The sequence below is a fragment of the Streptomyces sp. Ag109_O5-1 genome (assembly GCF_003814875.1).
Taxonomy (GTDB): domain Bacteria; phylum Actinomycetota; class Actinomycetes; order Streptomycetales; family Streptomycetaceae; genus Streptomyces; species Streptomyces sasae.
Genome location: NZ_RKQF01000001.1, coordinates 206,389 through 230,338, shown reverse-complemented (window position 1 = coordinate 230,338; position 23,950 = coordinate 206,389). Strand labels below are relative to the sequence as shown.

19 protein-coding genes and 3 pseudogenes are annotated in these 23,950 nt (G+C 68.4%); 15 read left to right on the top strand and 7 right to left on the bottom strand.

Translation table 11 applies throughout. The features are described from left to right. Positions 1-201: 201 nt before the first annotated feature. Positions 202-615, top strand: a complete 414-nt coding sequence (locus EDD90_RS01005) for a DUF6069 family protein (protein ID WP_123980744.1) — start codon at positions 202-204, stop codon at positions 613-615. Between the two features lie 105 nt (positions 616-720). Further along, positions 721-1,794 (top strand): isocitrate/isopropylmalate family dehydrogenase, encoded by a 1,074-nt coding sequence (locus EDD90_RS01000; RefSeq protein WP_123971270.1) that lies wholly within the window; start codon positions 721-723, stop codon positions 1,792-1,794. A gap of 218 nt (positions 1,795-2,012) precedes the next feature. Here the strand turns inward: EDD90_RS01000 and EDD90_RS00995 are convergent, their stop codons facing one another. Beyond that, a complete protein-coding gene (locus EDD90_RS00995) occupies positions 2,013-2,459 on the bottom strand; it encodes a MarR family winged helix-turn-helix transcriptional regulator (RefSeq protein ID WP_123971269.1) in 447 nt (148 codons plus the stop codon). Positions 2,460-2,600: 141 nt separating this feature from the next. Here EDD90_RS00995 and EDD90_RS00990 point away from each other — a divergent pair, with 141 nt between their 5' ends. Continuing rightward, positions 2,601-3,575 (top strand): amidohydrolase family protein, encoded by a 975-nt coding sequence (locus tag EDD90_RS00990; RefSeq protein ID WP_123971268.1) that lies wholly within the window; start codon positions 2,601-2,603, stop codon positions 3,573-3,575. Between the two features lie 391 nt (positions 3,576-3,966). Here EDD90_RS00990 and EDD90_RS00980 read toward each other — a convergent pair whose 3' ends face one another. After that, on the bottom strand, positions 3,967-4,335 hold the full coding sequence (locus EDD90_RS00980) for a VOC family protein (protein ID WP_123971266.1): 369 nt from the start codon (positions 4,333-4,335) through the stop codon (positions 3,967-3,969). 63 nt (positions 4,336-4,398) lie between these two features. Between EDD90_RS00980 and EDD90_RS00975 the strand changes: the two genes are divergently transcribed. After that, positions 4,399-4,857: a MarR family winged helix-turn-helix transcriptional regulator gene (locus EDD90_RS00975; protein WP_123971265.1), complete on the top strand. Its 459-nt coding sequence runs from the start codon at positions 4,399-4,401 to the stop codon at positions 4,855-4,857. A gap of 275 nt (positions 4,858-5,132) precedes the next feature. Here EDD90_RS00975 and EDD90_RS00970 read toward each other — a convergent pair whose 3' ends face one another. Next, positions 5,133-5,660 (bottom strand): hypothetical protein, encoded by a 528-nt coding sequence (locus EDD90_RS00970; RefSeq protein ID WP_123971264.1) that lies wholly within the window; start codon positions 5,658-5,660, stop codon positions 5,133-5,135. Between the two features lie 199 nt (positions 5,661-5,859). Between EDD90_RS00970 and EDD90_RS00965 the strand changes: the two genes are divergently transcribed. Beyond that, positions 5,860-8,193 carry a hypothetical protein gene (locus tag EDD90_RS00965; protein WP_123971263.1) on the top strand — a complete coding sequence of 778 codons (2,334 nt, stop codon included), beginning with the start codon at positions 5,860-5,862 and terminating at the stop codon, positions 8,191-8,193. Positions 8,194-8,532: 339 nt separating this feature from the next. Here EDD90_RS00965 and EDD90_RS00960 read toward each other — a convergent pair whose 3' ends face one another. Next, positions 8,533-8,940 (bottom strand): hypothetical protein, encoded by a 408-nt coding sequence (locus tag EDD90_RS00960; protein WP_123971262.1) that lies wholly within the window; start codon positions 8,938-8,940, stop codon positions 8,533-8,535. Positions 8,941-9,262: 322 nt separating this feature from the next. On the opposite strand from EDD90_RS00960, the gene EDD90_RS00955 reads away from it, so the two are divergent. The 4 genes and pseudogenes from EDD90_RS00955 to EDD90_RS56675 all read left to right on the top strand — a co-directional run. Beyond that, positions 9,263-9,934: a hypothetical protein gene (locus EDD90_RS00955; protein ID WP_123971261.1), complete on the top strand. Its 672-nt coding sequence runs from the start codon at positions 9,263-9,265 to the stop codon at positions 9,932-9,934. Between the two features lie 558 nt (positions 9,935-10,492). After that, positions 10,493-13,447 carry a LuxR family transcriptional regulator gene (locus EDD90_RS00950; protein WP_123971260.1) on the top strand — a complete coding sequence of 985 codons (2,955 nt, stop codon included), beginning with the start codon at positions 10,493-10,495 and terminating at the stop codon, positions 13,445-13,447. A gap of 269 nt (positions 13,448-13,716) precedes the next feature. Next, the gene (locus EDD90_RS00945) at positions 13,717-14,151 is read left to right on the top strand and encodes a hypothetical protein (protein WP_123971259.1); all 435 of its coding nucleotides are present in this window, start codon (positions 13,717-13,719) and stop codon (positions 14,149-14,151) included. A 164-nt stretch (positions 14,152-14,315) separates the two neighbouring features. Then, positions 14,316-14,467 (top strand): annotated as a pseudogene (locus EDD90_RS56675) (IS630 family transposase); the annotation flags it as partial. Between the two features lie 120 nt (positions 14,468-14,587). On the opposite strand, the pseudogene EDD90_RS00940 reads toward EDD90_RS56675, so the two are convergent. After that, a pseudogene (locus tag EDD90_RS00940) lies at positions 14,588-14,800 on the bottom strand (YdcF family protein); the annotation flags it as partial. A gap of 2 nt (positions 14,801-14,802) precedes the next feature. Between EDD90_RS00940 and EDD90_RS00935 the strand changes: the two are divergent. Next, a pseudogene (locus EDD90_RS00935) lies at positions 14,803-15,324 on the top strand (TetR/AcrR family transcriptional regulator); the annotation flags it as partial. A gap of 403 nt (positions 15,325-15,727) precedes the next feature. Here EDD90_RS00935 and EDD90_RS00930 read toward each other — a convergent pair. Beyond that, positions 15,728-16,207 carry an SRPBCC domain-containing protein gene (locus tag EDD90_RS00930; protein ID WP_123971258.1) on the bottom strand — a complete coding sequence of 160 codons (480 nt, stop codon included), beginning with the start codon at positions 16,205-16,207 and terminating at the stop codon, positions 15,728-15,730. 95 nt (positions 16,208-16,302) lie between these two features. Here EDD90_RS00930 and EDD90_RS00925 point away from each other — a divergent pair, with 95 nt between their 5' ends. Next, positions 16,303-17,010: a TetR/AcrR family transcriptional regulator gene (locus EDD90_RS00925; protein WP_123971257.1), complete on the top strand. Its 708-nt coding sequence runs from the start codon at positions 16,303-16,305 to the stop codon at positions 17,008-17,010. 162 nt (positions 17,011-17,172) lie between these two features. Beyond that, positions 17,173-17,487: a hypothetical protein gene (locus EDD90_RS00920; protein WP_123971256.1), complete on the top strand. Its 315-nt coding sequence runs from the start codon at positions 17,173-17,175 to the stop codon at positions 17,485-17,487. Positions 17,488-17,599: 112 nt separating this feature from the next. On the opposite strand, the gene EDD90_RS00915 is transcribed toward EDD90_RS00920, so the two are convergent. Continuing rightward, positions 17,600-18,868, bottom strand: a complete 1,269-nt coding sequence (locus tag EDD90_RS00915) for an MFS transporter (RefSeq protein WP_123971255.1) — start codon at positions 18,866-18,868, stop codon at positions 17,600-17,602. Positions 18,869-19,323: 455 nt separating this feature from the next. Here EDD90_RS00915 and EDD90_RS00910 point away from each other — a divergent pair, with 455 nt between their 5' ends. The 3 genes from EDD90_RS00910 to EDD90_RS00900 all read left to right on the top strand — a co-directional run bounded on the left by EDD90_RS00910 (position 19,324) and on the right by EDD90_RS00900 (position 23,820). Continuing rightward, entirely contained in the window at positions 19,324-20,082 is a 759-nt protein-coding gene (locus EDD90_RS00910; protein ID WP_123971254.1) for a hypothetical protein, read from the top strand. A gap of 671 nt (positions 20,083-20,753) precedes the next feature. Further along, on the top strand, positions 20,754-22,028 hold the full coding sequence (locus EDD90_RS00905; protein WP_123971253.1) for an MFS transporter: 1,275 nt from the start codon (positions 20,754-20,756) through the stop codon (positions 22,026-22,028). A gap of 313 nt (positions 22,029-22,341) precedes the next feature. Further along, positions 22,342-23,820: an oxidoreductase gene (locus tag EDD90_RS00900; protein WP_123971252.1), complete on the top strand. Its 1,479-nt coding sequence runs from the start codon at positions 22,342-22,344 to the stop codon at positions 23,818-23,820. Positions 23,821-23,950 lie beyond the last annotated feature (130 nt).

Here is a 23,950-nt window from a genome sequence, read left to right as displayed (position 1 = left end):
CACAGCGGGCGCTGGCCGATGTACGCCAACCCGGTCGCGATGTGGGAGCGGATCGCCGACTTCCACGCCCGCGGGTCGACAGGGGACCGACAGGGCCGAAAGCTTGAGACTTCAAATGGGCTGGGCAACACTGGGCACTGCTTGAGGTTTCAAACGCACCCTGGCCGGGTGTGTTCGCAGTGCCATCCCCCTGGAGTTGTTGTGTCCGTTATCTGTGAGGCAGTCGCCGTCCGCCGTGGCCCGCTCGTCGTGGCGGGAGGAGTCATCGCCGCGATCGTGGTGGCCTCGATCGCCAACACGGTCATCTCGCTCATCGCCCTCGCCGCCGGCGCCCCGGACGGCTTCCAGCCGCTGAAGGCCGGGTCGTACATCTTCCTCACGGCGGTCGGCACCCTGACAGGCGCGCTCGGCTGGGCCATCGTGCGCAAGGTGTCGAAGGACCCCGAGGCCCTGGTGCGCTGGCTGGTGCCGGTCGTCGTGGTGGTGTCCTTCGTGCCCGACTTCCTCCTCTACGGCAACGGCGGCGCGATCGGCGTCGGCGCGCTTCTCCTGATGCACGTCGCGGTCGCGGTCGTCGTGGTGTTCGCCTACCGCAAGGTCATGCCGCTCTCGTAACGACGGCGAGGGGCGGGCAGGGGAGTTCCTGTCCGCCCCTGTCTTGCGTTCTTGTGTGTGCTGCACGGCTTTCAGCTGCTGAACCTGTGCCGTGGGAAGGCCGGAATGGGTTGGCCGGGCGGGCAGGCGACGCAGCGCGACGTTCGGTCCGCCGACGGCGTGGGCAAGGAGGTCGTCGCCGCCGGGCGTGCCGTCCTGGACGCGCTGGCCGCGGACTCCGGCCGGGCGTTCGCCTTCGCCTGGGAGGAGTTCCCCTGGGGCTGCGAGTACTACGAGCGCACCGGGAAAATGATGGACGAGGACGGACTCGACCGCCTCAAGGACTGCGACGCCATCTACTTCGGCGCGGTCGGCTGGCCCACCGTCCCCGACCACATCAGCCTGTGGGGACTGCGCCTGCGGATCTGCCAGAACTTCGACCAGTGGGCCAACGTCCGCCCCGTCCACTTCCTGCCGGGCGTCACCAGCCCCCTCCGCAAGGCCGACGACACCGCCCTCGACTGGGTCGTCGTCCGCGAGAACAGCGAGGGCGAGTACGCGGGCCTCGGCGGCCGCAACCTCTCCGCACGCGGCCAGGGCGGCGAAGTCGCCGTCCAGTCGGCCCTGTTCACCGAGGTCGGCTGCGAACGCATCATGCGCTTCGCCTTCGACCTGGCCCGCACCAGGACCCGGCGCAAGGTGTCGTCCGTGACGAAGAGCAACGCCCAGCAGTACGGCATGGTCCTGTGGGACGACGTCCTCAAGCGGGTCGCCCCCGACTATCCGGACGCGGAGACCGAGAGCGTGCTGGTCGACCTCATGTCCGCCAAGTTCGTACTGCGCCCCGAGGACCTGTCGGTCGTCGTCGCCTCGAACCTCAACGCGGGACATTCTCTCCGATCTCGGCAGCGCCCCGGCCTCGCCGCCAGCGCCGATCTCAACCCCGAGCGCCGCTTCCCGGGCATGTTCGAGCCGGTGCACGGCTCAGCGCCGGACATCGCGGGCCAGGGCCTCGCCGACCCGATCGGCGCGGTCGGCAGCGCGGCCCTGATGCTGGACCACCTCGGCCTGCCCGACCAGGCGGCCCGGCTGGAGAGGGCCATCGAGAAGACGACCGCCGCCGGCATCCGGACCCGCGACGTCGGTGGCACCGCGACGACTGAGGAAGTGACCAAAGCCCTCATAGACGCCCTCGACTGACGGGCAGCCTGTTCTGGCGCTCGCGGCAGGGGCCAGTGTCGGATCGGAGAGTTCCACAACCAGACCTGTCTGCTCGATACCCGTCATTCCTGCCTATGGCGACGATCACGCCATGAGTAGATCCTTCTGGTATCGGCAGTGCGTTCTTCGTAGCGGATCCCTCGGCTCGATGCAGCAGCGCACCAGCCGATCGGATGGGCCGGGATCGCCGGATCTCCCTATCGGCCCTCGGGGCGCGTTCGGGCGACCAGCCGGGTCTCGATGGTCCGCAGGGTTGAGATCACGGTGTCGATCTCGTCGGAATCAGTCACGGCTTCTTCGAGGAGGCGGCTCCAGACCGCGCGCAGCCGTTGCAGGTTTTCCTGTGCCTTCTCGGTGGGAAAGAGGAGCACCCGCCGCCCATCGTGCTGATCCGCGTCACGCCGGACCAGGCCTGCCTGCTCCAGGCGCCGCACCGCCCGGGCGAAGTTGCTCGAGATCAGCTGGGTGGCCTCGGCGGCCTCACCGGCCGTCGTGCCCGGGTGGCGGTCGATATAGCGCATCACCGCTCCCTCCAGCGGCGTTCCCGACTCGACTTCGCTCTCCTTCGACGCCCCGATGTGGCGGCCCACCGCCAGGATCAGGTCGGCGAGTTCGAACAGCCTCGCAGTCTGCTCCTCATTCATCTGTCCGAGCCTCCGTCACCGCCCCGATTGTTATCAGTTGACAGCTACTTTAGTCCGTGCGCTAGCTTGGCTGTCAATTGACAGGCATTGCCGGAACGAAGCTGCCGGCCGTGCCGCCCGACCGACCGAAGGGCGAAGACCATGACCCTCATCGCCATCGAAGAGCACTGGGTCACTCCGGACCTCACCACCGCACTCAAGGCCCTGCCGCGGCCGGACGAGAGCCTCGCCTTCAACGAGATGGGCGACCACCGACAGCGTCTGGAGGACCTGGGCGGGGATCGGATCGCCACGATGGACGCCCAAGGCATCGACATCTCGATCCTCGCCCTGACTCCGCCCGGAACCCACCCGCTCTCCCCGGGGCAGGCCCGGGACCTCAGCCGCGCCGCGAACGACACGGCCATCGCGGCCGTCGACAGGAATCCGACACGGTTCCGGGCGCTCTCGACCCTGCCCATGTCCTCTCCGGAGCACATCGTCGACGAGCTCGTGCGAGCCAAGAGCCTGGGCCACGTCGGCACGATGGTCTACGGTCGCGCCGGCGACCGCTTCCTCGACGACCCGGCCTACGACGAGTTCTTCGCCGCTGCGGCGGAGCTCGGCCAGCCGGTCTTCATCCACCCGCAGATCCCCTCGGACGCGGTGCGCGACGCCTCCTACCGGGGCTTCGGCGAGTTGACCGATCTCGCCCTGGCCACCTTCGGGTGGGGCTGGCACCTCGACACCGCGACCGCTGCGCTCCGGCTCATCCTGCGCGGCACATTCGACCGACACCCCGCACTGCAGATCGTGCTCGGCCACTGGGGCGAGATGCTGCTGTTCTGGCTCGACCGGGCCGACAGCCTCTCCCGCGTCGCCGACCTGCAACGGTCCGTCTCGCACTACATCCGGACGAACTTCCACATCACCGCCTCCGGCATGCTCAACCCGGCACTGCTCCAGCACGCCCTTGCGGTGACCACGATCGACCGGCTGATCTTCTCCACCGACTACCCGTTCCAGCACCCGACCCAGGACGAGATCAACTCATTCCTCGCGCACTTCGCTTCCGACGAGGACCGACACAAGTTCTCCTCCGCCAACGCGGCAGCGCTCTACGGCCTCGAACTCTGATCAAGGCGAACACCGCCCCTCTCCGGCTGCACGCGGCCACCGCCGCCTGCACATCCGCTGGGAACGACGCGACGACATCCACGAAGCCCTTCTCGGCCTCGCCACCTGGCTCATCGCCTACCGGCGCGTGCGGCGGCGCCTCTGCCGGGACCTTTCACAGGACACGTGCCAGGAAGGAACGGGTCCGTTGATGCTGAAGGTTGGACAGGACGTCGTCCGGGGTTCCCTCGCCAGGACGGCGTCAATGACGGTAGGCCAGGAAACTCCGAGCGCGGCGGCGATCCGGGCGATCGACATCCGGTCGATGACGACACTCTTCAACGCCCGCATCACCGCGCGTGCGCCGACCCGGGGCGCCACCGCTGAATTTCGTCCGGTGGCGTTCGGCTGCTCAGCCGCGGTCGTGGAGTGTGACCTGGTAGCCGTCGGGGTCGGCGAAGGTGAAGGTCCGGCCGAAGGGGCCGTCGATCGGTGCGGAGACGATGGTGTGACCGTCGGCGGCGAGCGCGTCGTGGATGGCCTGGACGTCGGTGGCGTGGAGCCAGATCGCGACACCGATGCCGGGCTGGGCGACGGATGCGAGGTCGGTGCCGGGAATGACGTCGCGGAGTGCGAACGCGATCGGCTTCGTCTCGAAGACGACGGCGTGCGGAGGTCCGGCCGGCGAGCGGACGAGGCCCAGGTACTGCTCGTAGAACGCCTGCGAAGCGTCGAGGTCGCGCACTTGGAGCGAGACGAAGTCGGGGCCGGTGGCGGGCATGGTGGCGCTCCTTCTTTCCGTGTCAGTTTTCTGACATGCGGCAAGCTATGTCAGAATGCTGACATGAGTCAAGAACGTGTCGGCGTCGACCTGGAGACGTCACTGGGCTACCTGCTCAAAGAAGCGTCGAGCGCCCTCCGCGCGGCCATGGAGGAAGTGCTGCGGCCGCTCGGGATGAGCGTGACGCACTACTCCTGCCTCGAGTTGCTGGCGCAACGGCCGGGCTTGTCGAACTCCGAGCTCGCGCGGGGCGCGTTCGTGACACGGCAGACGATGAACGTGCTGCTCCAAGCCCTGGAACGAGAGGGCTACGTGGCCAGGCCCGCGGAGGCACCCGTCGGGAAGGCGCTTCCCACGCGGCTCACGCCTCGCGGCCGACGAAGCCTCGAGAAGGCGAGCGCAGCCGTCCGGTCCGTCGAGGCCAGAATGCTGGCCGGCCTGACCGAGACCGAGCGGTCGGACGCGTTCCGGATCATGCAGAGCATGATCCGTTCCCTGCGCGGGGACGGCGAGGGTGCATAGCTCGTTCCGCGGCGCACGTCCGGTCGCGCTCGGACAGGACCTCGAAAACCGGCAGACCCCAACTACGTCCTCTACCGCGATGGGAGCAGGATCGTCACCGATCCCGCGAAGGGGCGCTGCGCACAGCGGCGCCGTCGGTGCGGAGCGAAGTCGTCGAGGATGTGCGCGAAACGCCCGTCGTTCCGCGGTCGCTTCGCCCGTTGCGGGTACCTCCTAGGACCGGCCTGCTGCGGCAGTCACAGCTTGTCGGCCTCCACGGCATCACGTCGGCAGGCTCAGCGGCGGGCGACCCCGACGCGCCACTGAGCGAAGTCCTCGAACCATTCGAGTGCGTCGCGCAGCCTGTGGTCAGGACCGACGGCGAACATCGAACTGAGCTCTCCGGCCGGCTCCACGTAGGGCCGGGGATCGTCGCCGCGCTTCGCCTCCCGCTCAAGTGCCGCAAGCTCCCGGTCGGTCATCGTCTCCAGCGGAATGATCAGGATCGGCTTTCCGCCCGTAGGGAGATCCGCGGGCGGCTCCGTGGGGACGCAGCGCCACTCGGCACCGGAGCTGCGGATCAGTGTCTCCCCGAGGTACCAGGCCGCGACCGACAGCAGCGGTCCTTCGGCGGCTGCCCTCGCCTCCTCCCAGGTGGCGAACCGCTCGCGGAGCAGCGCTTCGAGCCGGTCGAGGGAGTCGATCGTGAAGTCCCAGCCGCCCCCGTGCTCCTCGGCCCACAGAGGAAAGGCCTCCCGCTGTGCGGCAAGCCAGGTGTTCAGCCGGGGGTTGTCGGCCCACTCGGGCGTGTCGATCGGGTTCATGGGGCGAGCGTAAGGGGTGAACTGCCAGGAGCTGTAAGGATCCTGTGAGCAAGTGGGGTCGGCGTGTGACAGGCCGAGCAACTACGAGACGTCGTTGTTGCGGAGTTCCTACTCTGTGGCTCTTGGCGGCGCCACACATGTCACGGGGGCCCCTGGCGCCGCGAACCAGCCACCAACGGGGCTCCGTTGGAGAACTCACGTGACAACCGGAACCGACCCGACACCGATACCCCACCGCCGACGGCAGTGGCGGAACATCGCCCTCGCGCTCGCCTGCACCGGTGCCCTGACCATCACCGGCCTGGCGTCCCTGCAGGGCACCGCGTACGCGGCGAAAGGCAAGCGCTGCGACCGGATGTACCAGCTGAACGGCGACGAGTCCACCTCCCTGCCCTGGGACGAGGGCATCACCCAACGCAGTGTGAACGACTGGGACTCCTACGGCTTCTCCGCTCCGCGGCAGGCCCTGGACGGGCTCACCCTGCCGGACGACCCGGTCGAGCAGGCGAAGATCCTCGCCACGATCACCAAGCCGTACAAGAAGTACCCCGCGAACAGCCGTGAGCGGGTCCTGGCCCAGTACCGGGACTATCTGAGGAAGAACGCACAGTCCCGCAAGTACAGCACCTTCGCGGACTGGTTGCGCTACGCCTGGATCCAGCCGAACAACAACAACAAGCGCGGCAACGCCTTCGAGAAGAAGGCGGTCGGCGATCTGGGACTGATCGGGCCCGACTGGCTCTGCCAGGAGGACGTCCCCGTCCTGGACGAGAACGGCGACCCGGTGATCGAGGACGGCAAACCGCTGGTCCGCCGGTTCGACGCCGTCAACTACAAGACCAAGCAGTTCGTCGAGTTCAAGGCGGGCGGCGGCTACGACTCCAAGCAGAACCTTGCCAACGAGAAGTTCCTCGCGGACCCGCAGCGTCGCGACGCCCGGATCGTCTACGTCAACGGAGAAGAGAAGCAGAACTCCACCAAGAACTACCTCGACAGACTCGCCCAGCAGGCGGGCGACGATTCCGAGGGCCGCCCCCGGGTCGTCAGCTACGAGCACATCACCGAGGGCGAGCCGGAGTACAAGCCCGGCCCGTACACGGCGGCCGACCCGAACCTGAACACCGGGGAGGAGCCCGGGGGCGCGGCCTCCCAGGTCATCGACGGGTCCGAGGAGACACCGGGCGAGATGGCCGCCGAGCAGCAGCTCATCAGCGAGGAGGAGGGCGCGGACGAGGCGGTCCACGGTCCCGGCGGCGTCGACTTCTCCACCCTCCAACTCTCCTATGTCGGTAAGCCCGTTCGCGGCCAGGCCCTCGACTACGCCTACTCCGCGCGGCAGGTCGACGAGTCCGCGGGCCTGGGCTACGGCGGCAAGGAGAAGGCGCAGCTCATCTCCGACTCCTTCTTCACCTGGCTGGCACTGACTCCGGACAAGTTCTGGGTGAACCTCAACCCGGACCAGCCCGACCGCGTCATGGACCACACCTTCGGCAAGACCGACGCCGGCCGTGTGCTGCTCCAGGCCGACCTCCAGATGAAGCACGACTTCGCCAAGGACCTGGACCCGCGCCAGGGCATCGGACAACAGCTCATGGACGCGATCCGGCGTGCCGGCCTGCCCTGCGGCTCCGTCGAGCGCAACTGGATCGTGCCGAAGCCCGCCCAGGTCCGCGCCGACAGCAACGGCCTCTACATCCTGGCCGCCCCGCTTCAGGTCAACTCCGTTGCCGCGACGGTGAAGACACCGACCCCGAACAGCTGCGTCCTGTCGGCAGCCCAGCGCCTCACCTACCAGACGCTGGTACGGCAGTTCATCGTCCCGGACATCGAGCAGAAGATCAACACCACTCCGCAGTACGCGGATCTGCGCCGCGTCTACAGCGCCCGGGTCGCCGCCGAGTACGTCCGCGAGCAGGACCAGCAGCAGGCCACCCAGTACCGGTCGATCATCAACAGCAACAACGTGGCCAAGTGGCCGCTGAGGGGCGCCAACCGCACCTGGACCCCGCGCCAGACCTGGGAGGCGTACTACAAGTCCTTCACCCAGGGCGACTACAGCTACCCGTGCGGGCAGAAGGTCTGCGTGCTGGGTGGCGTCGACTTCTCCAAGGCGCCCAGACGCAACGTCTCCCGGGCCCAGTTCACCGTGCAGCACCGCAACCTGCCGCGTTCCACGAAGACGTCCGCGAGGGCGATGACCACCAGCGCGGACAACGCCCAGCTGCTCCTGTTGGGCGGCGGCAAACTGTCCGCGGGTGGCGGCGGCACCCCGACGCCGACCCCGACGGCCACCTCCACGGGCAAGCCGTCCGCGTCGCCGACGCACACTCCGTCCCCGGGCCACAGCACTCCGGCGCCCGGCACACCCGGGCCGTCCACTCCGCCGGAGGGGAGCGGCGGCGGGAACCAAGGCGGAGGCGGCGGCCTGGCAGCCACCGGCACCGAAGCCCTCACCCTCGCGGGCATCGCGGCAGCGCTACTGGCGGTTGGGGCGGCCCTGGTATGGCGCCGCCGACGGGGCATGCACAGCTGACCTGAGCTGCAGGCTCTTCCGTTCCGCCCCGCTGGTTTCGGCGACCCCGTCGGCGAATTCAAGGCGCGGCGCGACGTCGGCCTTCACGAACCTGGTAGGGGTCGTGAAGGCCGACGTGTGCTTCGGCAAGCGCCGTTGCAGTACTGGTTGTGGCTCGGTGGCGAAGGCATGCTCCGGGCCGAACCCGGCCTTCGCCATCCGGTCCCGGCACACTCACGGCGACGGCCATCGCGACCTCCCAGGTCTTCACCCACCTGGAGAATCTCGCGATGGCCGTTCCATGTCCCGCACCTCACCCGATCAACGTCCGCGGACCGGGCACAGGGACAAGAGCGAAGCTCAGCGCGCAGATTCCAGGACGCCCTGGAGAACCTTCGTGCGCTCCTCACCATGGTGGGTGTTGGTATCCGACATGTGGTCGAACGTCAGCACGCCGTCGGTGAAGGAGATCCCCGACGGGCTGAAGAACTCGCCGGTGTTCCGGATGACGACCTTCGACATCCCCTCGCGGAGCGCTTCCTTGCCCAGGTCGTCGGCCGCTACCGCGCTCAACGCGTCCACCAGCGGCTGGAAGTACACCTGGGGGAAGTATGCGGCGTACCTGTCGGCGTAGTCGGCGACGGCCAGCTCCTGCCACGCCACCTCGACCGGCACCTCGAAACCTGCCGCCTCGTCGATCCGCGACTTCCAGCCGGGGTAGTCGTCGTTCTTGAACCGCTCAACGCTGCGGGGTTCCGCCAGGCCCATCCGAACCGCCAAATCGTGTGTAATCCCCACTCTCGCGAGCGCAGCCGATCTTGACGTCCGTGAAACCACGTAGCTCTCCCGTAGCAGGTGAGTACGGGGAGTGTGAATCTGACGGCGGATCCGATGATCACGGGAGAGGCTCCTGTACCCGACGGGCAACTGGTCGCGATGCAGCCGGTGGGCGTGGCGTGTCAGCCACCGAGTACGCGCTTGTTTCCGTGTTTCCCCCGATGCGCACACGTTCGCTGTTGAGAGAACTCTTGACCCGGCCTTCCTGCTGCCCCGGACGGGCGCCGGGACACCCGCGGACAAGGACGGTTCAGTGCGCTCGCTCGACAACAACAGAAGCTCCGAATCGGAGAGCGGCCTCAGAGATGTCGTATGGCCCGCGTTCTTCTCTCACCGCCCCGCAGCCCGCATGGCCGCGCACGTCCTTGCGGGGCTCACCGTCGAATTCGTGTTTCTTCTGGCCTATGCCCGCTACTTCTGGGCCGGGTTGAACGACTCCGACCGCCCGACCGGCCACTGGTTCGATATCGGAGCCATAGTGGAGGGACTTGCTGTCTGTCTGGCGGTGCCGATGGTGTTGATGTTCTGCGCCTTGGTGGCCGGGCTCAGGGAGCACAGGGTGGCTCGGCGCCTGCTGACCGGGCTCGGCTGGGCAGCCGCGGCTGTGGTGAACCTGCTTGTGTCACTGCTGCTCATCCTCGGATCCGAGCAATTGTCCGAGGGCGCTTGCGCTGTGGCCTCGCGGCCCGTCCCCGGTGGTGTGGACCTGATGACAGCGGTGCTGCTCTGCGTCATGGCCGCCCTGGGCACCGGCGCGCTCATCAGCTGGTCCTGGTGGAGGATTGCGCGTCGCCTTGACCGCACGATCGGCGACGTGGCCCGGTATGCCGTGTGGCTCTCGGTCTTCTCGATCACAGCTTTCGTCCTGCTGGCCGGCCTGTTCGGCCACTTCGGCCCCCACCGCACCACCCTCTGCACACCATGACCCCGCTGCCTCGACAGCGTCCGGCCGGCAACCTGGCGCCGCCGGACCATTCGCCGGTCCCCGGACTGCTCTTCTGCGAGGCAAGAACCTGAGGAATGAAGTACGTTCGCTTCCCGCAGAGTGCGGGCTGAGTTCCCACCGTCGGGCGGTACGGCGTTCCTCTCGGACCACGTGGCGTCGTTCGCGAGGCGCGCCGTTGCCCGGACCGGCGCGGCGCCCAAGCCGGGCTACTTGCAAGGGTGATTCACCAGCGGTGCCGCCTTCCGGTCGACAGATTCGGCGGTGCGCTCCAGTCCGCCGGCCCAAGTGGTGTGCCGGCCGAGCCATCCGCTCGCCTCACAGTCCGCGGAACGGATCGAAGCGCTCACTGCCCCGCAGCCGCACGGCGCTGTCCAGTGCCACACGAAAACACCGTCGAGCTGCGGCCGCCGGCGACTCCGGATCTCCCGCAGCTCACCGTTCACGCCACAAGTCGGCCAACGTCATGGCCTAATATCCGAATCGATGACAAAGGGCGTGATCACTCGTGTGCACACCCATGGGAAGGGAGAGGATCACTTGCCCTCAAAGGATCCGGCCCATGAGAACGGCGCCGTTCTCGTCGGCAGACACTCGCAGGTCGAGTGTCTTTCCGCGGTCGTACAGAATCTGACCGGCGGCCGGGGAGCGGTCCTGGAGGTCACGGGTGAGCCGGGGATCGGCAAGACCGCCCTGCTCGGCCTGCTCGCCGAGCGGGCAGCCGGGGCAGGGGCACTGGTGGCGCGAGCCCACGCCGCGAGGGGTACGACCCACCCCGGCCAGGTCATCAGAGAGATGCTGGATGCCCTTGAGGTGCGGGATTGCCCGATTGCCCGGGAGCCCGGCGCCGGGGCGGGCACCGAGGTGCGGAGCGTACTGGGGCGCTGGGCGGCGCGGCGCGGCGGGGTGCTGGTCCTCGACAACCTGCAGCTGTGCGACGAGCAGTCCGCGAGGCTGATCGCGCAGCTCGTGCGGACACCCCCGCCCGGCCCGTTCGTCCTGGCGCTGGCGCACCGCCCGCGGCAGTCCAGCCCGGTACTGAGAGAGGCGCTCGAACACGGAGTCGAGACCGGCTCAGTCATCCGTCTGGCCCCGTCCTCCCTGGATCTCCAGGAGATATCCACCCTCCTCGGTCACGAGGGCTCACGCGCCGACACCACCTCCCGGCACGCCTTCTCCCACCCGGCGCGTGACCATGCGTACACCGAGTGGCGCGCCTCCCCGGCACCCGTGATCGACGGCACATACGCCGAGCAGTTGCACGCCGCTTCCGGCGGTAACCCGCGGATGCTGCGGATCCTGGTCGCGGCGCGGTGGGACCCTGACGAGTGGCCGCTCAGTGCCGGTCCGGACCGGGACGGCATGCTCCGGGAGGCCGTCCCCGTCGTCACCGAGCTGGCCTCCATCAGTGCTGACGCCGCGCTCTCGGTCCACGTCGCCGCCGTTCTCGGCGATCCCTTCCTGCCGGACGACGTCGCTGAGGTCTCCGCTCTCGGCCTGCAACCGACCCTCGGAGCGTTCACCGAACTCGTCGCAGCGGACCTGATACGGCCGCTGCCCTGGGGCAGCGGCTACGTCTTCCGGCACCCGGTGCTCGGCCACGTCGCCCTGGAACACGCTTCGCCGGCGCTGCGCGTCAACGCCCACAGACGTGCCCTGGAGCTGCTCACCACGCGAGGAGCATCGGCGTACCGGCGTGCCCGGCAGGCCGAGCACCTGGTGGGCGCGGGCAGAGCGGAGACCGGGCAGGTTCTGGTTGACGGGGCGGCGGAGGTGATGGCCAAGTCCCCGGCCGTCGCCGCCCGCTGGCTGCGCCTGGCGCTGGACCACCTGCCCGCCGGGGAGGGGACCAGCGCCTCCCGGGCCGTTCTGGTGCTCGACTGCTGCCGGGCTCTCAGTGCCGTTGGCCGGCTGCGGGAAGCCCGTTCCCTGGTGCACGAACTGCTCCGGCATCAGTCGGATCTCTCCGAGGACCTGCGGCTCAGCGCCTACGCCGTCTGCGGAGAGCTGGAGCGGTTGCTGGGCCGTCACCAGGAGGCCGATGCGGTGGTCCGGACGGCACTTGACCTCGTACCCCGCCCACTGCCCGTGCCGCTGCCGGCGCCGGCGGCCGAACTGATCACCGCGTACGGGCGCGTGCAGTTGTTCCGGGGCGCCTACGGCGAGGCACGTGACGTGGTCCGTGAGGCGGCGGAGGCTGCCGGAGCCACCGGCTCGGCGGTGCCCTACCTGCGGGCCCTGAGCGCCCTCGGGGACAGCCAGCTCGGGCTGCTGCCCGAGGCCGTCGCCGAGGTCACCGAGTGTGCGCGGATCGTGGACGCCCTGCCGGACGCCGCTGCCGTCACCATGCCCGACGTCCTGGCGATGCTCGGCTGCGCGGAGCTGTTCCAGGAGCGTTTCCATGACGCCTACCGGCACCTGGAACGAGGACTGCAGGCAACCACGGGTGCCACCCGGAGGTTCATCCGGATCAACCAACTGGTGGCTCTGTGCCATCTCGACCAGATGACGGGGCGTCTGGAGTCGCTCTGTCGCCGGGCCGGCGAGGCCGAGCTGCTCGCCCGGACGACCGGGGCCGACGAAGCTGCCGGGGTCGCCATGCTCCTGCGGGCGACGGGGCTGCTGTGGACCCGGTCACGGCGTGACACCGACAGGCTGCTCGAACTCGCCGGGGAAGGACTTTCCCTCGCCTTGCGCAAGCGGGGCTGGCGGGCAGCCGTAGCGGTCGGCCTGCACGCCCACGCCCAGTTCCTCGGCGGGGACCCGGCAGGCTGTGTGCGCACCCTCGTCGAGCAGGGCGGCCCGCAGCTACAGCGACTGCTGCGGGCCTGGCAGCCCTCTCTCCTGGCCCTCGCCTCCGTCGCGGCACTGCAATGCGGTGACATCGACGCAGCACGTGACTGGGCCCGGACAGGGGAGGACGCGGCCGAGGAGTTGGGGCTGCCGCTGCAACAGCAGCACGTGCGCAGAGCCCGGGCCGCGCTCCACGCCGCCGAGGGTGAACACCGTCTGGCGGCAGAGCTGTTCCACGAGGCCGCGGAATCGTTCCGTCGCGCCGGCCTGCCGGTGGAACACGCCTGGACCCTGGTGACCGGGGCGCCTTCGGTGCACGCGGCCCATGGCACCCAACAGGCGCTGGAGTGGCTCGACATGGCGGGAAAGGCCGCTCGGGCCTGTGGCGCTCAGCGGATCCTTGAAGAGGCGGCGAAGACCAGGGTCTCGCTGCCGGTAACCCGCGCCGCCACCGGTGCGGTGGCCGCAACGGTGCAGAACGAGAGTGCCCCGACGACCGTGGCCCTTCTCACCGAGCGAGAGCGGGAGATCGCGGAACTGGCGGCAGAGGGCAAACGCACCAAGGAGATCGCGGAGCAGCTCTTCGTCAGCACCAGGACGGTCGAATCCCATCTCGGACGCGTCTATCGCAAGCTCGACATCCCCTCCCGGGCGTCGTTGCCGCGCGCACTCGGCCGAGTGGTGCACCGCCCGACCGCCTGACCGGACGCTCCGGTCCCACCCGCCGTCGGCCGCCCCGTGGGGTCGCCGCAGGGAGTCCCGGTGCAGTGCGACCGGTTCGCCGCCGGACGGAGAGCCGGCGCACCGCGGCAGCCGCCCGGATTAAGTGGTTTCACGGATGCCGATGGTGATCGCCGGCTGGAATCCTGACAGCGGCGCATCGCTCCGGCGGCTTTCCGTCGCTTTGCGTGGCATGGCACTCATGTCCGGAGGGTGCCCGACGCTGATCGTCGCCAGAGGAGGAACCCGGCGTGTCCACGATGAACGGCATCGGCACCAAGTTCCTGGGGTTCGGCAACCGCAACCGCGACGGCAGTCACTACGCCACCCAATGGTTCGTCGTCCTCGACCTGCCCGTTCTGCCGCTGCGGCGCTACCGGCTCACCGTCGGCGCCAGCACATACGTCCCCAGGGGCACCGGCAGTCAGACCCTGACCCGGTACGTCCTGCATGAGGAGACCCGTCTCGACAGCCGGGAGATCATGCGTACTTACCTGATCTGGTGGCTCTTGGGACCACTCGTGGTGGCAGGACCTGCGGCACTGCTGCTCTGGGCGATCAGCGGTAACCAGAGCGGCGGCTTCGGCTTCTGGGCCTTCTTTCTGGCCCTGTCCCTGGCCTGGGTCATGGGAGCGGCAACAGCCATGAGCAACTACGGCCGGCGGCGGCACGGACTTCCGAAGTAGGCGCCGCCGACATGAAACATCAGGAGGGACAGGGATGAGGACACGGCAGCATCGAGGGCTTCGAGGTGACAAAGGCCATCCAGAACTCGGCCAGTCGGCACATGGGTTCGCCGGCACGGGCGTCACGTCGGCCGCACCGTGCGCACCGTCGTGCGTGAACTGGGCTGATCGCCGAGCGTGAGTGGCTGACGGTGCTCCTGCTGCCCACCTACGCCTTGTCCGCAATCGGCTCAAACGCCTCCAGTACCGGCCAGACACCCTCGACGGCTTCATCACCGGAACTGGCCTCGCCCTCGACATCCCTGCATCTCCCTGACCGGATTCCGTCAGAAAATGCTGAGCACTCGGCCGGCCGTCAGGAGACGCTTGTGCGGTGAATGGTCAGGTGGCGTCGGCTCAAGAACCACCGTGCCTGACACCAAGTGGCAACGGATGCCTACGGCGAGACCTTCCGTTCGTCGGCCTTGAGACCGCGGAGTGTCCAAAGTCCGTACAGAGCCAGCAGCGGTTTGACGACCATCCACTCGCCAGGGCGGCAGCCATCCGCGCGCACCAGCCTCTCTGCAAGATCGTGGCGCTGCCGCCGCAAGTACGCGCGGGCCTTGAGCGCATGAGCCGGCTGAGAGGCGATCTTGATGCGGTCCACGTCGGGTGGACTACGGGACCGGTCGTGAGGCGCTGCTCAACGCGGCCGTCCGTGTGGTGGCCCAGGGTGGCCTGCGCAAGCTCACGTACCGTGCCGTCGCACAGGAGGCGGGTGTCACACACGGTCTGGTGGTGCACCACTTCGGTTCGCGCGACGCGTTGACCGAGGCGGCCCTCACCCATGCGGTGCGCACCAGTGCGAGCACCAGCGAGCTGGAACCGGGCACGGGCAACGCCGCGGACTTCGCGGCGGGGCTGTCGGACATGGTCATCCGCGAGCCGGACATGCAACTCTTCCAGTACGAGCTGATGCTCGAATCGCGGCGCAGGCCCGAGCTGCTCCCGAAGATCCGCGCGCTGTACAGCGAGTACTTCGAGGCCACGGAGCGGGAGTTGTCCCGCATCCTTCCCGAAGGAGCCGACCCTGCCCTGACCCGGCTTGTCTTCGCGGCGCTCGAAGGGCTGGTACTGCACCAGCTGGTCCTCGGCGAGCCGGAGGTCACCGAGGCCGCGCCCGCGCGGACGAGACCGCCCTCGACCACTACCGTGCCAACGCCCTCGCGTTGGGACGAGAGTTCGCAGCACGACATGCTCGGTGACGTCGGTGTTCCCGACGAGGCCAGGGGGTGCACACGGTCGGGGCGCTCGCCAACTTCCCCGTCACCGCCGAGACCCTCGCGACCAAGCCGCATCTGGTCAAGGGCCCTCACAGCGGTCGAGCGGGCCGCGGCCGTCACGAACGCCGAGGTGGGTGCGCTGGACGGCGACGTCGCCTGCACCGGCCTGGTCGCCGCGCTCAAGCCCTCGATCGGCTACTGGACCGCCTGTGCGGGCGCGATGGAGGCGCACCACACTGGCAGACCGGCACTCGATCGTTGGTCTCCCTGACCCACTTGGTGATGCTGATGATCAGCGGCCGCTGTCCTGAAAGTCAGGCCTTGGGCTTGAGAGTGCTTCCGGGGCGGAGGTTGCCTGCCTCGTCCAGGTCGTTCAGCACGGCCGGCAGGCCGACGCGCAGCATCTTCCGCCGTACGTGACCCAGGATCTGGGCCATCATCAGCCCGCCCGCACCTGTGAAGCCCGTGTGGTCATAGGTGAAGCGTGTTCCTGTGCCGTGGGGTTCGATGCGGTAGGCGACCTCGGTGGTCTCGCCGCCGCCGTGGTCGGTCCACGAGTAGCGCAGCAGCCGGGGTTGATCCGCCTCCAGTACGACGCAGTCGACGATGCCGCTCCAGCCGGGTTTGGGCCTGGCGATGAACTGGAACCGGGCGCCGACGGTGGTGGTGAACCCTTCCGGGCGTGCCCCGGCTCCGGTCGCGGTCCATAGCGGGATGAGCCCGGGGTCGGTGACGGCATGCCAGACCTTGGCGGGAGCGTGCGGGTAGTCGTGGACTATGTGGATGGCGCTCATGGGACTCCCGAAGCGATCGGACGAACGACAGAAAGTACAGCCACTAAAAATTTACAGTAGCAGTAATTATTCTGCTGCTGTACTACCCTGTCGCCATGAGCACGGTGGACTGGACGGCATGGCGCGCGCAGGCCGCGGAGCCCGGAGCGGAAGGGTTGCGGGAGCAGAAGAAGCGCCGGTTGCGGCAATGCCTGTCCGATACCGCGACCGAGATGTTCCTGGAGCGCGGCTTCGACGCCGTCCGTGTGTCAGAGATCGCCCAGGCATGCGGAGTCTCGGAGAAGACGGTCTTCAACCACTTCCCCACCAAGGAGTCGCTCATCCTGGACCGAGGCGAGGCCACAATGGCCGCCCTGCGTACCGGCCTGGCCGAACCGGATCGCTCTCCGGTCGAGGCGGCGCTATGGATCCTCTCCGACGAGTTGCGTGCCATGACCTCCTGGATCGCCGCGCAGGACGACCCCGTCCACGCCGCTGCCAAGATCAGGCGCTTCGGCGCGCTGACCAGGTCCGCGCCCTCGTTGAGGGCCTATCACCGGGATATGACCGACCGTCTCGTCACCGTCGCAGCCGAGGCGCTGGCCCAGCGCACCCGCTCAAGTCCGGACGACCCGGAACCGCAGATCGCGGCAACCGCCCTGCTCGGACTGTGGTCGATCCAGTTCCAAAGCCTTGGGCGACACCTGGACGGCGCTCGCACGCCGACAGAGATCCACGAGGCAGTGACTGCGGACGTCCGCCGCGCAGCCAAGCTCATCGACACCGGCCTGGCCTCGTTCGAAGGCGCCGCTCCGACCCGCTGACGCGCTCAGCCATCGGTCGCGTGAGCAGGGGAACCGGCGGGCCTTTCACTCACATCTTCCGTCCGACGGAATGCGCGGTGCCCGATATCTTGCTGACGCCTCGTTATCCGCCGGACGTGTGTCCTGCCAGAACAGCTGTTTTCTGCGAAGGGAATCCGAAAGATGGGCAAGAGCGACAACATCGTGGTGATCCGGGACGCGCAGGTGGTGGCGGCGGCACTGCGCGAGGCACTCGCCGGAGCCTCGGCCGAGACCCGCGCGGGCCTGGAACACGCGGTCGCCGTCGTCGAATCCACCGCCGCAGCCACCGCGAGTCGGCTGCGCGGCGACTGGGTCCGCGCCCGGCTGGCCGATGTCGGCTTCTCGGGAGACCTCACCTCTGCAGCGGCGGTGAAGGCGCTGCGGCAGGCCGAGCCGAAACTGAGCCTGCTGGCGGCGGTGCAATTGCGGAACGACGCGGTGGATCATCCGGCGTGATGCAAGGCGGGCTCGGCATCACGCCGTAGACGTGCCCGGGCCGTGCCCAACCTCCCCGCCCGCCTCGGCTGCGCTGCGCCGACAGGCACCGCCGAGCCCAAAGCGCTGTTCTTCACCGTCGGGTGGCTACCATGCGCAGAGTTGGTTCGTTGCGGAGCCTTATGAAGATGGTGACCAGAGCGGCAGCCTGAACGAGAGCGCAGGCCAGAATGACGTTGCTGAGGTGCGGTGGCGGGGTGAGTGCCACGAGGATGCCTGCCGCGGGGAAGGGCAGCAGCAGGAGGAGCATCGTCAGTGAGAGCGTGGCACCCAGTGCTGTGGTGGGGATGATCAGCGAGCGGACCGTGCGCAACACGACCGTGAGGCCGCCGTCTCCCGCCATGAAGATCGCTATCAGCACGGTGTAGGAGGCGTAGGACGGAGCCTGGGCAATGGCAAGGCACGCGGCGGAGGCGAGGGTCGCGGACACCATGCCCACCCCCCAGAGGTCGACTCGGCTCAGCACGAGCCGGCAGCACGTTATTGCCAGGAGGGTCGCCACGGCGGCGGCGGACCACATGGCTCCGACGTCGGCGGACGAGCGCCCGAAAGTCTCCACCACGATCACAGGGCTGGCGGACTGGAGCAGCCCGAGGGCGAGGTTGGAACAGGCCAGTCCCGCCACCAGCCAGCCCAGGGCGGGAAGTGTCAGCAAGGTACGCAGGCCCAGGCGCAGGGTGCTGTCACTTCCTGTGGCGCCGGCACGTGCGGCGCGGAGTGGAGTCGGCGGAGTCTGCAGCCCGAGCACGGCGGCGATCAAGGACACTGCGCTCAGACACCCGAGCATCCATCCCGGTCCGGCCAGGAGCAGGAAGCCGGCGAGCAGCGGACCGACGACCGCGGCGGTCTGGTCGATGCCGACGAGGACGGCCTGTACCCCATGAGGCCGGGCTTGGTCCCGCCGGGTGACGATCGCTCCGACGGCCTCGTTGGCAACGAAGCCGAACTGGGAGAGGGTGCCGGTGACGGCTGCCAGAGCCAGCACGACCACGGTCTCGGCAGTGCTCCGTGGAAGCATGAGAAGGGCGACCGCCGAGACCGCGACCACCATGGCCCGGGCGAGCGAGGCGATGAAGGAGACGATGGCCGCACCCCGGCGGTCCACCGCGTTGCCGGCGGGGACGAACGCCGCGATCCGCGGAGTCCACTCCAACGCGAACGCCAGGCCTGTCAAGGACGACGAACCGGTAATTGTCAGGACCAGGAGTGGCATGGCGTATGTCGCCATGGAAAATGCCAGCGCGTCACTCGCGCGCGGAGCATAGATGCGCCGAAAAAGACTGCCGGACGGAACGGCGGCATGCCGACCGACAGGCCGGTCCTCGTGCACGATGATGGCCACGAAAGGGGGAGGCTTTCGATGAGATGTAGCGGGGGAGGGCGAAGAGGGAGCCCGGTCACCTGCGTGGGAAATGCAGGTAGGGAAATGGGCCGGGCTGCGGCAGGTTCTCGTGATGGTTGTTCAAGGCAGTCCGTGGTGGCCCGGGTTGCATCTGCGCCCATCACGAGACGCACGAAGGGCACCTGGCCTCCGCTCTGAGAAAGGGAGAGGAACTGGCATGAGGGCAGCACCAGTTGACGGCTGAACTATACCGCTCTCAGGGGGATGTGGCGTATGCGGCGCAGGGGTCTCGCGGCGGAAAGCGTTATGCCCTTCTCCGGCCGGAAAGGTCCTGATTCAAAGATATGGGGCCTTATCAGGTCGATACCGGTCATCGCTCCTTCGTCCGTGCGGAGAATGCCGGCCGCCGGAAATTCCGCCAAGGCCAAACACCGTCGGCGGAGCTCGCAGCGGTCGTGGCGAACGACCAGGACGTGGTGACGTTCGAGCGTGTCCTGGGCGGGCTGGTCCGGCACGCCCGCCTCGACCGGGGCGCGCCGGCCCAGGCGCTGAAGCCGGTCATGCGCAGGCAGCCCCGCTCGGACATGGACTGCACCCAGTCCGACGTCTACGACGTGACCGCGGCGCTGCGGGGCGACGAGCCGAGGGAGCTCCACTTCACCGTCCGCCTCAAGTACCGCAGCGTCTCCCCGGCCGGGGAGACGCTGAAGGCGCGCCTGGCCGAGGCGATCGACATCAACGAGACCCACGCGCAGCCGTTCCTGCTCGCCGTGCCGACCGACTCCACCGGTGCGCTGGACGCCGCCGTACTCGTGCAGCGGATCTCGGTGCTCGACGGACACGGCGTCACGCCCGCGCCGGTCGACCTGGCACAGGCGCTGCTGCCCGTCTCCCCGACGGCGGACGAGAAGGTACTGGGTGCGGCCGGGCGACTCGGGTCCGACGCCGGGCAGCGGGTGGCGCGGTGGCTGCGCGAAGGCGGTCTGCCGCACTGGGACTGCGGGCCGCCGGACTGGTCCGACGCCCACTCGCACCGGCGCCCGACGGAGTGGCTGAGCCATGTACGCCCCGAGCCGGCCCCCGGTCCGCTGCTCCTTCCGGCCGCCGCGACCCGGATCGCGCCGCGCCAGGACCACGGCCTCAGCGACCCGATGGTCCCCTTCTGGCTCGCCCAATTGCCCCACCACCGAGACGTCGTGCTGGCCCGCGACTAGCCACCGGCGCGGATGGCGCCGGCGATGCGGGCGATGGCGGGGAAGGATGTCCTGGTCGTCCCGGATCCGCAATTCGATGAAGGCCCGATGCCGGAGGTCGGGCACCGGCGCGAACAACACCCCAGAGGGATCGTCGCCCGAATCGTTCGGCACGGACCATCGCTCTCCAGAACGTGGGACGTACGCCGTCGGGCGATGCGTTCCCCGCGGAAATCGAGGCGCCCGGAATCTGCTTCCTCGATCTGAACAGCACGGAAACAGTTACCAGTTGTGTCGAGACGACCTCATCGGCCTCGATCATCGACTCAATCGAGCCTTCCCGCACCAGGTCGTCGATGAGGTCCTGGACCGCCGAGATGCGGCGGGTCGGGCGCACCCCGGCCGCCTTGATGAGGACGACGTCGAGCGGCGGCGCGTCGTCGGTTTGAGCCCCACCGACTTGAACAAGCCGGCGAAATTAGCTGCTGTGCGGCAGGGGTGCGAGCAGTCGTACCGCTTTCGAACCGGGGAGAAGCTCTGGCCCGGTGCGGTCCTCGCGGCAAATGCGATTGCCGCCCCGTCCGTGCCCTGGGTATGGTCCGCCCATGTTCACAACGCCCCGCGTTTCTTAGCTCGGACACAAGCCTCGACGTCACCCTTGTGCCCTTGAGCTGTTACGGAGCGTAACGAACATGACCACCCTTCACAGTCCTGGCCTGTTCCGGAACCGGGACTTCTCGCTGCTGCTGAGCGGCCAACTGATCTCTGCCATCGGCAACCAGGCCGAGAGTATGGCCCTGCCGCTCATCGTCCTGGCCCTCACCGGGTCGGTCACCCAAGCCGGCTTCGTCCTCGGCCTCGGTACCCTCACCTTCTTGGTGTTCGGGCTGGTCGCGGGCGCCCTCGTCGACCGTTGGGACCGCAAGGCCACCATGATCTGGTGCGAGCTCGGTCGGACCGTGCTCGCCGGAGGCGTCGCTGTCGCGCTGTGGCTGGACAAGCTCACGATGCCTCAGCTCTACGCGACGACCGTACTCGCCGGGATCCTGACCACCCTCTTCCAGGTGGCGAACACCGCGGCGCTGCCCAACGTGGTCGGTCAGCGGCAGTTGTCCGCCGCACTCGGCTACTCACAGTCCGCCGGCAGCGCGGTGGGCGTCTTCGGGGCTTCGCTCGCCGGTGCACTCTATGCCGCCGGTCGGACCGTGCCCTTCGCCGTCAACGCGGTCTCCTTCGCCGTGTCCGCGGCGTCGCTCCGTCTTATGCGCGCCCGGTTCCAGTTGGACCGGCAGGACGCGCGGACATCCCGGCTCACCGCCGAAATCCGTGAGGGTCTCGGCTGGCTCTGGCGCCAGCCGGTCATTCGCTTCCTCACTCTGGTCTCGGCCGCGGACAAAGTCCGCTACGGCGCCGGGTATCTGCTGATCATCACCCTCGCCCGGCAACTCGGCGCCTCGTCCCTGTGGATAGGCGTCATCTTCAGCGGTGCGGCGGTCGGCGCCCTGGCGGGGGCGCTGGTCGCGGACTGGGCCGCGCGTCGCTTCCCACTCGGGAGGATCGCCGTGGTGATGTTGTGGTTGGAGGCGCTGATGTTCCCGCTGTACGCGCTCGCCCCCGACCCGCTGCTGCTGGCGGCGGTCGCGGCCGCTGAGTCGTTGGTGGCTCCGGTGTACGCGGTGGCCATGACCGCCCACCAACTGGCCATCACCCCGGATGAGTTGCGAGGCCGAACGACGAGCGCCGTCTCGACGCTCACGACGGGAGCTTTGTCGATCGGTGCGCTGGCAAGCGGCGCGCTGATCAGCACGCTCGGCGCCAAGCCCCTGGTCTGGCTCTGCGGAGCATGGCTGCTGGTCCTGGCCCTCCTCACCGCGGCCAACCGCACCGTGCGACAGGCACCGCCGGCAGGCGCGACCCCGCAACAGAAGGCCACCGGCACCGCCGAGACCGCGGATGTGGCCGGCTAGGAGCGTGGGACAGTTATGGGTAACTGGCCGGGGGCTGGATCGGGAGGTCGGTCGCAGTCGCCCGGCCTCGCTGTCAGGCGATGGTGGTGGCGAGCTCGGTGGCGAACGTGCCTGTGCCACAGACCAGTTGGCGGCCCCCCGAGTCGACCGGCGCCTGCTCGGGCTGGGTGCCGGAAGCCCATCCTCGCAAGGCATCGGCAGACGTAACCTCAGCGTGGGCGCCGAGGATCCCGGACGGCGACTCGATGTGCACGGCGCGGGCAAGGTGGCCGGAGATGATCAGCTGCCGCAGGAAAGCCGTTAACCTTCCCGAGTGCACTCGTATGAGGAACTGACGTCGCCAGAGCGTGAGTTGTGGAACGCATACCCCACTGGTCGCCTTGTGGACCTCCGTACGGGTGATTCGGAGGACAACCCTGAAAACGGGGATGTCTGGGACGCCGGCCGGACGATCCGTGCCACGGTCGTGGCCGCTCTGCTGCTCGGTGTACATCCGGGGCAGCCGGGGACTGCGCCGGCATTGAGGCTCAAGGGTGCCCGCATCAGCGGAGACCTCGATCTCAGTAGCGCTGAGATCAGGCATGGGCTGTGGTTCGACGAGTGCTGGTTCGACCGGGGCGTGAGCTTCTACGGAGCTGTGACCCGGACGATCGAGATCAAGGGCAGCCGTATTCCCGGTCTCGATTTGACCATGGCCCGTGTCGAGGGCCGCGTCTCGCTGAGAGGCACGGTTGTACGCGGCACACTGGCACTGATGAACGCTCGCGTTGCCGGCGAGTTGATTCTCAGCCGGGCGACCCTCTCGCACCCCGACGACTGGGCTCTTTTCGCCGGCGGACTTCTTGTGGAGGGCGGGGTCTTCTGCCGACGAACCACCGTGTACGGGGGGATGCGACTCCTGGGGGCGCACATTGCCGGTGGCCTCCACATGGAGCGAGCGCAGATTCACCACCCTGGCGCTGTCGCACTCCTCGCCGACAGTGCAACGGTGAGGACGTTGATGTTGTCCGATGCGTTCACGGCCCATGGGGCGATAAGTCTGCGCGGCGTGCAGATAGCGGATCAACTGAGCTTCGACGGTGCTGTCCTTGATGCTCCAGACATCGCGCTGGACTGCACGCAGATGCGCGTGGGCGTCTTCGTCTTCACCCCGGTCGCGCCGCCGTCCGGCCTGATCGACCTACAGGGAGCCCAGGTTGTGACCGTCCGCGATCGGGCGGATGCATGGCCGGGCACCGTGCGGTTGCAAGGGTTCACCTACGGTTCCCTGCACGAGGAGGACGGTTCCCGGACGAACTCCGTGGCATACCGGGTGTCTTGGATACGACGAGAGTCTGGCTTCGCCTCGCAGCCGTACGAGCAACTGGCGACGTGGTATCGGCAGATCGGCCGTGACGACGACGCCCGACGAGTACTGCTTGCCAAGCAACGCCACCGTAGGAGGACTCTGAGTCGCCCCGCACGCATGTGGGGGCACCTGCTGGACGCCACTGTCGGTTACGGGTACCGACCGTGGCTTGCCGGCGTGTGGCTTGCGGCGCTGGCCCTGCTCGGGACGATCGTCTTCAGTGCACATTCACCGAAACCGACCCAACCAGGCCAAGTGCCCCCGTTCAACGCCTTTGTCTACACGCTTGACCTGTTGATCCCCATTGGCGGTCTCGGCCAGCGCAGCGCCTGGTACTGGACGGGAGGAGCAACAGCATGGCTGGCCTATGCCCTCATCGCGGCCGGATGGCTGTTGACGACGGCGGCGCTCGCCGGGGTCTCACGAACACTGAACAAGAACTGACCGTGCTCGTCGCCGACGACGACCAGGGTGGCCGTCGGCAGCCGCAGGCTGTACCGGTAGGTCTGCGCCGAGCGGGTCGCACGCCGGCTCCGTCTGCCGAACACCTTCGACCTGGGCCGGGGAACGGGTG